Below are 10,984 nucleotides of genomic sequence, written 5' to 3' on the forward strand. Positions count from 1 at the left end.
TCACCAGCTCACGGCCATCGCGTCGGCGGGCGAGGGGTTGCGTTCCACGGACTGGATGCGGCCGTCCCGCATGGTGATCACACGGTGTGCCATCGAGGCGATGGACGCGTTGTGGGTGACCATCAGCACGCCACGGCCCTGGCGGTTGGTCTCCTGCAGGACGTTGAGCACGGTCTTGCCGGTGGCCACGTCCAGGGCGCCCGTCGGTTCGTCGGCGAGCAGCAGGTCGGGGTCGGTGGCGAGGGCGCGGGCGATGGAGACGCGCTGCTGCTGGCCGCCGGAGAGCTGGGCGGGGAAGTGGTCCATGCGGTCCGCGAGGCCGACCTGTTCCAGCAGCCGGGGCACGTCGCCGCGCTGCCCGCGCCCGGTCAGCTCGACGATCACCTCGACGTTCTCGCGCGCGGTCAGGGTCGGCAGGAGGTTGAAGAACTGGAAGACGAACCCCACCCGTTCACGGCGGAAGGCGACGAGCTCCTTGGGCGCGCGGCCGGTCAACTCCACGCCCGCCACCGTCAGTTCGCCCTGGTCGGCGGACTCGATGCCGCCGATCACATTCAGCAGCGTGGTCTTGCCCGAGCCGCTGGGCCCCAGCACCACCACCAGTTCGCCCGGCGCGATGTCCAGATCGACGCCGTCGAGCGCGTTCAGCCGCGCCTCACCCGTGCCGTACGTCTTGACGACGCCGCGCAGGCGTACCCCGCCGCGCGGCACCGGGGGCTTCGGCGCCCTCTCTGTCATTGCGTGTCCCTCCCGGTGTCGTCCGTCGTCGCCGTTCCGGACCCGGAGGCGGGGAACGCGGCGTTCTTTCCCTGCACTTGGTCACATGGGGGCGTCTCCGCCGCTTTCCGGTGGCAGGTCTCTCCCCGGCGACAGGCCGGCCTCCGGTGACCTGCCACCGATCCCGGCCAGTCGCAGCAGCGGGCCGGCCACCGGCAGGTCAGCGACCGTGGGATCGACGATGCGGTACATCACCAGCCCGTCGAGCGCGGCTCCGAGGAGGACGGCCGCCGTGTCCGCGTCCTCGCCCGCCCCGTTCCGCCGCAGCCAGTCCGCCGCCGCGGTGCGCCAGGTCCGCATCAGCTGCGACAACCCGACGCGCAGCCGCTCGTGCCGTGCCGAGGCGAGCAGCATCTCGGAGTACAGGACGGTCGCCGGATCGCCGGCCGAGTAGGAGGCCATCATGGTCAGCATCTGCTCCATCCCCAGAGCCGGGTCGGTCGCCTCCGTGAGCGCGGTCATGGCTCCTTCCACCTCGCGGCGGGCCGAGTCCAGCGCGGCGTCGATGAGCAGGTCGGTGACGGTGGGGAAGTGGTAGTGCACCAGTCCCTGCCGCACTCCGGCGCGGTCGGCGACCTTCCGGGTGGTCACCGCGCCCCACCCCTCCTCGACGATCAGCTCCGCCGCGGCTTGCAGCAACCGGGCCCGCGTCTCGTTGCCCCGCTCCACCGATGTCGGAGTCATGGAACTCTCCGCAGTATTGGGCGTCCGCCCAGGGCAAGCGCCTTGGGTGTCTGCCCTGATCGTACCGCCGGGAGCGCGGGCGCCGGGGCCAGCAGCCCAGATCGGGAGGAGGACGCCGGGGCGAGGGCCTTCAGGCGACGGTCGACGATCGAGGATCGCGCGGCAGAACGACCGCACACAGATGTGCGGCCCGCACCGAGACCGGGACGGTCGGCGACGGCTGGACTCCGAACTGCCTTCGGTCCTCTTCGAGAAGGGCCGGAGCGGGCGGAACCCGGTGATCGGTGCACTCGGTGACGCCTCCGCCGCAGTCGCGGTGTCCGCTCCTCAGCGCCGTCGGGGGGAGCGGCTCGCTGCCACGGACGAGCGCGGGCGGCTGCCGTCGCCGCCGGGCGAGGAGAACCGGCGCGCGGACAGCCTGCGGTCCGCGGCGGTGACATTTCTCGAAGCGTGTGTCCCGGCTGTGGAAGTCCTGTCTGACGACCCTGCGTGAGGCTCTGGCCGAACCACTGGCCGAAGCCCGGACGGGGCCGCGGGCGCCACTCCCGCAGACGGGCGCTCGTGCCGTGGCGGTGAGCGCGCGGCGGCGGACCGTCGCGCATCCCCAGCCGGATCCGGCCCGGCTGCCGCAGCGGTGTGTGCCCGAGACGGTCCGGCGCGGGGAACCCGGTCGCATGTGCGGAGTCCGTACCGGCCGGCCTGCGGGTCTGCGCAGGTCCGGCCCGCGACCGGCATCGATTCCGGGCGGAGGCCGGCCGCGGGACCACGGCACGCTCTGCGCGGACGACCGCTCAGCTTCGCCGGTCGGTGCGAACGCGGTCCTCACGTCCCTTCTCGCACCGGCCCCGGGGGTCGGGCCCGTTCCCGAGCCGAGGTCCGCGAGAGCCCTCTCACGCGGCGGACGGCGGGATGTTCTGGTTGGCGCGGAAGAAGTTGTCCGGGTCGTAGGCGCGTTTGGTCGCTGCCAGCCGGTCGTAGTTCCCGCGGTAGGTGGACCGGACCCGCTCCGGGCCCTCCGCCTCCCCGAGGAAGTTGACGTACGAGCCTCCCATCGAATGAGGGTGCAGGTCGGTCCAGTAGTCGACGCACCACTGCCGGATCACGTCGGCGCCGGCCGGATCGGGGTCGATGCCGCCGATGACGCCGGACCACACGGCGTCCCGGTAGGCCCAGGCCGTTTCACCGGGGCCCACCCGGTGGGCCGCGCCGTCCACCGGGTACAGGTGCATCGTCGACAAGTCGGTGGGAATGCCTTCGCCGTACCTCTCGTGCACCGCGATGGCGTCGTCGGAGATGGTGTCGAAGAAGTCGCCGCGCCAGTACCACTGCAGTCCTTTGGGGATCAGCTGGTCGAACATCGTCTGCAGTGCGGGATAGGGCATGGGCGTGGTGAAGTGGAAGGCCGGTGGCGCCGGATCGTTGACCACTGAGAGCACCTCCTCCAGGCGGCCGGCCTCCAGGTCACCGGTGTGGCACCAGATCACACCGCACATCTTCTGCCCGTGGATCGGGTCCGGGAAGGGCGGTCCGGGTGGCACGACCAGAACGGCGAAGAAGCCGCTGAGATCCTCCGGGGCCGCGGGCAGGAACTCCCGGTACCAGCGCAGCACTTCTCCCGTGCGGTCGATCGGCCAGACGGTCACGGCGACCCCCACCGTGTGCACCGGGTGCAGCCGGTAGGTGAACGACGTGACCACGCCGAAGTTGCCGCCGCCGCCCCGCAGCGCCCAGAACAGGTCGGAGTGGTCCTTCTCGGAGGCGGTGACGACGCTGCCGTCGGCCAGGACGACATCCGCCGCGATCAGGCTGTCGACGGTGAGGCCGTACCTGCGGGTCAGGTGGCCGTGCCCGCCGCCCAGCGTGAGACCGCCCACTCCGGTGGTCGACATGATCCCGGCGGGGACGCCGAGACCGAAGGCGTGGGTCTCGTGGTCGAGGTCGCCCAGCAGACTGCCCCCGCCCACCTGCACGCTCTGGGCATCCGGGTCGACGCGCACCCAGCGCATCGGGGACAGGTCGAGGGTGAGTCCGTCGTCGATCAGGCACAGCCCGGGCCCGCTGTGTCCGCCGCCGCGTACGGCGAGGTCGACGCCCGTCTCCTGGGCGAAGGCGATGGTGGCCCGCACGTCCGCCGAGCCCGTGCACTGGGCGATGGCGGCAGGACGCCGGTCGATCATGGCGTTGTAGATGCTGCGGGCCGCGTCGTAGTCCGTGTCCTGCGGAGTGACCACGCGTCCGCGCAAGGTCGCGCGCAGCTTGTCGAGAGCATGTGCGTCGATGCCGCTCATGGGGCACCTCTTGGGAAAGATTGCGGAACCGGGTAGGCACGGGCCGGTCACACTGCGGGAGGCCGGCGTGCCCACCCATCTGGGACTTGACGTGGTCGATGACCTCGTTGACCTATTGGGGGGCGGCCGTCTGTCCAGTGTGACGCACATCACGTTTGTCTGCGACACGAAGGGCTACCGGGCGCGGGCGTCCTGTCCCCCGCACGTGTGCCCGCTGCTCGGGGACGGGCCGGGGCCGCCCGGGCGGTGGTCGCCCGGACGGCCCCGTGAGCGGCGCGGGATCAGCCGTCGGCCCCGGCCGGGGTCGTCGTGGTGGTGAAGCCTTCCTTCTTGTTGGCGTTGAGGGCGAACTCGTTGGTGAACGTCTTGCCCAGGTCCACCGACGAGGTCACGTTCCCGACCAACTGCTCGGTGGCCAATGCGGTCTTCGGGCCGCCGGCCGGCATGATCCCGTCCGGCAGGAACTGGCCCTTGTCCTCGTTCAGGGCCGTGATGTAGTCGGCCTTGGTGACCAGCTGGTTCTGCACGAACGACGACGGCAGTTTGCCGGCGATGTCGGCCGCGCTGTGCGAGTTGATCCAGTGCATGGTGGCCACGAGCGCGTCGACGACCTTCTGCACCGAGTCCTTGTGCGAGTTCACCCAGTCGGTGCGGGCGAGGACGCTCGCGCCCGGGAACGCGCCGCCGAGTGCCGCCTTGGCGCCGTCGGTGGTGGCCAGGTCGACCGCGGAGGTGCCGACGCCCTTCTTCTCGATCGCCGTCACCGTGGGCTGCGTCGTCATGACGCAGTCGGCCTTGCCGTTCTGCAGCGCGGCGACGGCGGTGGAGCCCGCGCCGACGGCGAGCCGGTGGAACTGGCCGGACTTGATGCCCTTCTTCGCCGCCATGAACTGGGTGAGGGTGTCCGTGCCCGAGCCCAGGTCGGTCACGCCGAGCGTCTTGCCCTTGAAGTCCGCGGCCGACTTCACGCCGCTCTTCTTGGCGCACATCTCCCGCTCGCCGGGCGCGCCGGACAGCTGGACGATGTCCTCGACCGCCTTGCCCTTCGCCTGGAACTCGATGGTGTGGTTGTACCAGGCGCCGGCCATGTCCACCTGACCCGAGGCCATGGCCTCCTCGGCGCCGACACCGCCGTTCTGCTCGGTGCTCAGCTGGACCTTGACGCCGTACTTCTTGTAGAAGCCCAGGTTCTGGGCGAGCTGGTAGGGCAGGTAGATCTGCTTGTCGATGCCGCCGACCATGAGCTTGACGGTCGGGGTGGAGCCTGAGCCGGAACCGGACGAGACGGAGCTGCCGGAGTTGCCGGAGCACGCGGTGGCGGCGCCGAGGGCGAGGACGGTGATGATCGAAGCGGTGAGGGTTCTCTTGAGCATGGCGGGGCTTTCACCTTTCGGGTTGCGGATGCGCTTTCGGGGATACGGGGGACTGCTGACGGGGAGACGGGGAGACGGGGAGACGGGGAGACGGGGATACGGGGAGGCAGGAAAACCGGGGGGAACCGGGAGGGACCGGGAGGAACAGGGGGAGCCGGGGCGCACGGAAGTCCGGGCAGGACGGAGGACCGGGAGCCGGGCAGAGGCGCGCGGGGGCGCGGGGCTCAGAGGACGTTGGTCTCGGAGGGGGCGGGCGGGCGCCAGGAGAGCAGCCGGTGCTCGAGCTTGCCGATCAGCCACTCCGCGCCGAGCACGATCACCGCGATGACGAGCATCGTGGCGAACACGCCGTTGGGGTCGAAGTTGTTCTGCGCGGTCTTGATGACCAGGCCCAGTCCGCTCTGCGCGCCGAGCACCTCGCCGACCAGCGCGCCGACGATGGCGAAGCCGAAGGCACTGTGCAGGCTGGCGATGATCCAGGTCAGTGCGGAGGGCACGATGACGTGCCGGGTGATCTGCATCCGGGAGGCGCCGAGCACCCGGACGTTGGCGAGGACGTTGCGGTCGACCTCGCGCACGCCCTGGAAGGCGTTGAAGAAGACGATGAAGAACACCAGCACCGCGGCCAGCAGGATCTTCGGGGTGACGCCGATGCCGAAGGCGACGATGAAGATCGAGCCGAGGACGATGCGCGGGATGGCGTTGACCATCTTGATGTAGGGGCCGAGCACGTTGGAGAGGTAGCGGCTCTGCCCGAGCGCGACGCCGAAGACCACGCCGGTGAGCGCGCCCACGACGAAGCCGGCCAGCGCCTCCTGGATGGTGGTCCAGACGTTGGAGTAGAAGGAACCGAACTGGGTGCCGTGCTGGAAGAGGTCGATCAGCCGCTGCCAGATGCCCGACGGCTGCCCGAAGAAGAACGGGTCGACGATGCCCCAGGTGGTGAATGCCTGCCAGCCGCCGATCACGAAGGCCGCGAGGCCGACCCGGCCCGCCCACACCAGGGCGACCTGGCGCCGCGCGGCCCGCTGGGCGGCGTTCACGGCCGGGCCCTTGCCGCCGTCGGCGACGGGCAGCTTCGGGGCGGTGGACGTCGTGCTCATTCGGTGCCTCCCGCGGTGAGGGCGTAGGCGCGCTCCACCTCTTCGCGGAGCGTGTCCCAGATCTGGTGCTGCAGTTCGATGAAGCGGGGCTGGAAACGGATCTCCTGCACCGAGCCGCGCGGACGGGGCAGGTCGATGTCGAAGACCGCCTTGACCGAGCCGGGGCTGGAGGTCATCACGACCACCCGGTCGGCGAGTGCCACCGCCTCGTCCAGGTCGTGGGTGATGAAGATGACGGACGGCCGGATCTGCTCCCACAGGCTCAGCAGTTCGGTCGACATGATCGCCTTGGTCTGCACGTCCAGGGCGCCGAACGGCTCGTCCATGATCAGAATCTTGGGCTCGTTGATCAGGGCCGCGGCCATCGCGACGCGCTTGCGCATACCGCCGGACAGCTGGTGGGGATAGCGGTCCTCGAACCCGGCGAGGCCGACCCGGCGCAGCCAGTCGCGCGCCGAGGCCTGCGCCCGCTGCTTGGGCACCCCGCGGAAGACGGGCCCCATCAGCACGTTGCCGAGGACGGTCTTCCAGGGCAGCAGGGCGTCGGTCTGGAACATGAAGCTGACGCCGTCGGTGATGCCCCGCACCTCGCGGCCGCCGACGGTGACCGAGCCCTCGCTGGGGCGGTCGAGCCCGGACACCATGCTCAGCGTCGTCGACTTGCCGCAGCCGGTGGGACCCACCACGGCGCAGAACTGGCCCGGCTCCACGGTGAACGACACGCCTTGCAGCGCCGTGAACACCTCACCGGCAGGGGTCAGGAATCGCTTGGTGAGCCCGGAGATCTCGATGCGCGCGTTCGTCTGGTCCGCCGCACCGGCGCCCGGGCTCGTCGCGACATCGTTTCGCGAAGCCATGATGGGGCCGCTTCCTTCCTTCTGTCGGGGTTCCTCGCAGGCCGAGGAAGGCAGACGCTAGGGGCGGCCGGATGTTGCGTCGCTGTTTCCGAGCTATCTCGCGATAGTTGCGTAAAGCGGGCTTCTGCTCGTTCTGCTCACCGGACGGGGTATGGGCAGCATCTCGGCCATCAGGCACAATCACGCCACTCGGGTACGGCGCGCGAGCCGTCCCGGCACGACGCTCGACCGGCATGAAGAGGCACCCGTGATACCCATCCGTTTCCGGCCCGACCGCGGCGGAAAGCGCCGGCTTTCCACACGGATCCTCGCCAACCAGCTGGTCATCCTCGCCCTCACCGGGGTGATCGGCTTCGTCCTGTTCGCCTTCGCCCAGCGCGCCGAGCTCGACCGCTCCTACGAGCAGCGGGCCCTGGCGATCGCGCAGACCGCGGCGGCGGACCCGCAGATCCGGCAGGCCATGGAGTACGGGGGCGGCGGCGACGTGGTGCAGACGGTCGCCGAACGGATCCGCCGGACCTCCGAGGCGTCCTACGTGGTTGTGATCGACCTGCACCGGATACGCCACTCGCACCCCATCCCCGCTCTGATCGGCGAACCGGTGGCCGAGCCGGTCGTGGTGAAGGACGGCCGTTCGCACGTCGGCACCAACCAGGGCGCGACAGGCCGGTCCGCCAACGGCAAGGCCCCCCTGTACGGGCCCTCCGGCGCGCTCGTCGGCGAGGTGTCCGTGGGCATCCCGGAGCACGACGTGCTCGGCGAGCTGTGGCGCGAGCTGCCTTCCTTCGGGCTGTACGCCGCGATCGCCACCGCGATCGGCGCGGCGGCGGCCTACCTGCTGGCGCGGCGGCTGAAGCGGACCACCTTCGGTCTGGAGCTGGAGGAGATCGCGGGTCTGCTGCAGGACCGGGAGGCGATGCTGCACGGCATCCGGGAGGGGGTGGTCGCCTTCGACCCCGACGGCAGGATCACCGTCGTCAACGACGAGGCCCGGCGGCTGCTGGGGCTCGGCACCGCGCTCGGCTGCCGGCTGGAGGAGGTGCTGTCCGACGGCAGGCTGCGCCGCGCCCTGGACGGCAGCCTGACCGGCAGCGACGTCAGCGTTCTGACCGACGACCACTGCCTGGTCGTCAACCGGATGCCGGTCACCCTGCACGGCCGCGAACTGGGCGCCGTGGTCACCGTGCGGGACCGCACCGAACTGATCGGCCTGCTGCGCGAGCTGGACTCCGTGCGGGGACTGACCGACGCCCTGCGGGCCCAGCAGCACGAGTTCACCAACCGGATGCACACGCTGGCCGGCCTGCTGGACATCGGCGAGCACGCGTCCGCGTACGAGTACGCCATCGAGACGGCCCGCTCCGGGCAGGCGCTGACCGAGGCCGTGCGCGAGCACATCGGAAACCCGCTGATGGTCGGGCTCGTCGTGGCCAAGACCACGGTCGCCGCGGAACGCGGGGTACGCGTCGTTCTCACCGACGACTCCGCGCTCGGCGACGACCCGCCGCACCTGCGGCGACTGCTGACCATCGTCGGCAACCTGCTCGACAACGCCATCGACGCCACCGCCGAGGCGCCGCCCGCCGACGGCGGGCGGCTGATCCGGCTGACCGTGGCCGAGGGCGACGACCTCATCCTGGTACGCGTGGCGGACAACGGTCCGGGCATCGCCCCGGGCTCCGCCCAGTCGATCTTCGAGGACGGCTGGTCCTCCCGCCCCGAGCGCGGCACCGCGCGCCGCGGTCTGGGGCTGGCCCTGGTGCACCGGCTGGTGCAGCGCCACGGCGGCACCATCACCGTCGGCGAGGGCCCGGGCGCGGTGTTCACGGTCGTACTGCCGCAGCCGGACACGGCGACGGCACCGGCCCCGCGAGACGCGCTGTTCACGACGGCGTTGCCGACGGGAGGTGACTGCTGATGATCCGCACCCTGGTGGTGGACGACGACTTCCGGGTCGGCCAGATCCACGGCGACTACGTGCGCCGGGTCGCGGGTTTCGGGGTGGTCGGCGAGGCGGCGTCCGTGGCCGAGGCCCTGACCGCGGTCCGCGCGCTGCGCCCCGACCTGCTGCTGCTCGACATCTTCCTGCCCGACGGCAGCGGACTCGACATCCTGCGGCGGCTCAGCCAGGACCAGGGCGGCACCCGCCCCGACGCCCTGATGATCACCGCCGACCACGACATCTCCTCGGTCCGCGCCGCCATGAAGCTGGGCGCCATCGGCTACCTGGTGAAGCCCTTCGGTTCCGCCGACCTCGCCGAGCGCCTCAACGCCTACCGGCAGCTCCGCGACCGTGTGGACGCGCTCAGCCGGGCGTCCACGGCCGATCAGGCCGACGTGGACGCCCTGTTCAGCGCCGCCCGCCCGCCCGCCGTCCCCCGGGTCCCGGCCAAGGGCCACTCGGCGCCCACGCTCAGCGCGATCCACCAGGCCCTGCGCACGGCCCAGCGGGCCCTGTCGGCCGCCGAGGCCGCCGAGGCGACCGGCGTCTCCCGTGCCACCGCCCAGCGGTACCTGTCCTACCTGGTCAAGGAGGGCACGGTCCGCCTGGAACTCCGCTACGGCACCAACGGCCGCCCCGAGCACCGGTACCGCATCGCGCGCTGAGCCGAGCAGCGGTGCCGCATCGCGCGCTGAGCCGAGCAGCGGTGCCGCATCGCGCGCTGAGCCGAGCAGCGGTGCCGCATCGCGCGCTGAGCCGAGCAGCGGTGCCGCATCGCGCGCTGAGCCGAGCAGCGGTGCCGCATCGCGCGCTGAGCCGAGCAGCGGTGCCGCATCGCGCGCTGAGCCGAGCAGCGGTGCCGCATCGCCCGCTGAGCCGAGTGCGGTGCCGCAGCGCCCGCCCGGTCCCGGCTCCTGTGCGACCTTCGTGCCCCGCATCCGGATCGATTGACAATGAGGGGTTGTCACCGGTCGACTGACAATCTACCGTTGTCGGTATGAGTCCGGAGCCCACCGTGGACCAGCTCATCCAGGCGGCCCACGCCCACGCAGCCAGTGACGACCCACTCGACCTGCTCGACGCCGTGCTGGCGCTGACCCGTGATGTGTCCAGCCGGTCCGACCTCGCCGTCGACCAGATCATGAAGCAGGCCCGCGACGCCGGATACTCCTGGACGGTGATCGGCGAACGCCTCGGCGTCTCCCGCCAGGCCGCCCGCCAGCGCTACAACGATCGTGTCGCCCACACTCCCGCGACCCTCGGCCCGGTCCGCGGCCGTGAGGTGCAGGCCGGCCTGGCCGCCGCGCTGGACGCGGCCGAGGCCGACCAGCTCGCCGAAGCGGGCACCGAACACATCCTGCTGGGACTGCTCACCGACGGGGTGGCCGCCGCCACCCTGGAGCAGCTCGGCGTCAGCCGCGAGAAGATCCGCGACGCCGGCCACCGCCTCTTCGGGCGCCCCACGGACCCCGCCCACACGGGCCGGCCCGTCTTCTCGGCCGAGGCCCGGGCCGCGCTGGCCGCGGCCGAGCGGCTGGCCGCCGAGCGCACCCCGGGCTGCGTGCCGGTCACCGTCACCACGCCGCAGCTGCTCGCCGTCGTCGCCACCAACCCCGGCTCCCGCGCCCGCCGGGTCCTGAACGACCTCGGGGTGGACGTCGCCGACATCAAGCGCCTGCTGCACTGCTACATCAACGTGCCCCGCATCCCCTTCGGCCGCCGCTCCCGCCGCGGGCGCCCCGGCAAGAAGCAGCCGGGCCGCTGCTCGTTCTGCGGTCACCCCCGCAGCCAGGAGCGCCGTCTGGTCGCCGGCCCCGACGTCTGGATCTGCTCGGAGTGCGTCGCGGTCTGCGGCGAGATCCTCGCCCGGCCCGCCGACGCGGAGACGTGAGCCGACCCGGCACACCCGCCGGACGCGCGAGGCGCGACCGTCACGACCCCTTACCACCGCACCGCGAGG

9 protein-coding genes are annotated in these 10,984 nt (G+C 71.6%); 3 read left to right on the forward strand and 6 right to left on the reverse strand.

The window, feature by feature from the left end:
* From ACJ9NR_RS37465 to ACJ9NR_RS37490, 6 genes are all read right to left on the reverse strand, one after another.
* The gene (locus ACJ9NR_RS37465) at nucleotides 1-738 is read right to left on the reverse strand and encodes an ABC transporter ATP-binding protein (RefSeq protein WP_412492767.1); all 738 of its coding nucleotides are present in this window, start codon (nucleotides 736-738) and stop codon (nucleotides 1-3) included.
* A gap of 81 nt (nucleotides 739-819) precedes the next feature.
* Nucleotides 820-1,461, reverse strand: coding sequence for a TetR/AcrR family transcriptional regulator (locus ACJ9NR_RS37470; RefSeq protein WP_412492768.1), 642 nt, complete (start codon nucleotides 1,459-1,461; stop codon nucleotides 820-822).
* Between the two features lie 890 nt (nucleotides 1,462-2,351).
* Nucleotides 2,352-3,749 (reverse strand): FAD-binding oxidoreductase, encoded by a 1,398-nt coding sequence (locus ACJ9NR_RS37475; RefSeq protein WP_412492769.1) that lies wholly within the window; start codon nucleotides 3,747-3,749, stop codon nucleotides 2,352-2,354.
* A gap of 281 nt (nucleotides 3,750-4,030) precedes the next feature.
* Nucleotides 4,031-5,122, reverse strand: a complete 1,092-nt coding sequence (locus ACJ9NR_RS37480) for an ABC transporter substrate-binding protein (RefSeq protein ID WP_412492770.1) — start codon at nucleotides 5,120-5,122, stop codon at nucleotides 4,031-4,033.
* A gap of 224 nt (nucleotides 5,123-5,346) precedes the next feature.
* Nucleotides 5,347-6,225, reverse strand: coding sequence for an ABC transporter permease (locus ACJ9NR_RS37485; RefSeq protein ID WP_412492771.1), 879 nt, complete (start codon nucleotides 6,223-6,225; stop codon nucleotides 5,347-5,349).
* Nucleotides 6,222-7,082, reverse strand: a complete 861-nt coding sequence (locus ACJ9NR_RS37490; protein WP_412492772.1) for an ABC transporter ATP-binding protein — start codon at nucleotides 7,080-7,082, stop codon at nucleotides 6,222-6,224. The genes ACJ9NR_RS37485 and ACJ9NR_RS37490 overlap by 4 nt, the downstream gene beginning before the upstream one ends.
* Nucleotides 7,083-7,329: 247 nt before the next feature.
* On the opposite strand from ACJ9NR_RS37490, the gene ACJ9NR_RS37495 reads away from it, so the two are divergent.
* From ACJ9NR_RS37495 to ACJ9NR_RS37505, 3 genes are all read left to right on the forward strand, one after another.
* A complete protein-coding gene (locus tag ACJ9NR_RS37495) occupies nucleotides 7,330-9,000 on the forward strand; it encodes a sensor histidine kinase (RefSeq protein ID WP_412492773.1) in 1,671 nt (556 codons plus the stop codon).
* Nucleotides 9,000-9,689 carry a response regulator gene (locus ACJ9NR_RS37500; RefSeq protein WP_412492774.1) on the forward strand — a complete coding sequence of 230 codons (690 nt, stop codon included), beginning with the start codon at nucleotides 9,000-9,002 and terminating at the stop codon, nucleotides 9,687-9,689. The genes ACJ9NR_RS37495 and ACJ9NR_RS37500 overlap by 1 nt, the downstream gene beginning before the upstream one ends.
* Nucleotides 9,690-10,021: 332 nt before the next feature.
* Nucleotides 10,022-10,915, forward strand: a complete 894-nt coding sequence (locus ACJ9NR_RS37505; protein ID WP_412492775.1) for a ClpX C4-type zinc finger protein — start codon at nucleotides 10,022-10,024, stop codon at nucleotides 10,913-10,915.
* Nucleotides 10,916-10,984 lie beyond the last annotated feature (69 nt).

Source organism: Streptomyces sediminimaris, assembly GCF_047049295.1.
GTDB classification, from domain to species: Bacteria; Actinomycetota; Actinomycetes; order Streptomycetales; family Streptomycetaceae; genus Streptomyces; species Streptomyces sediminimaris.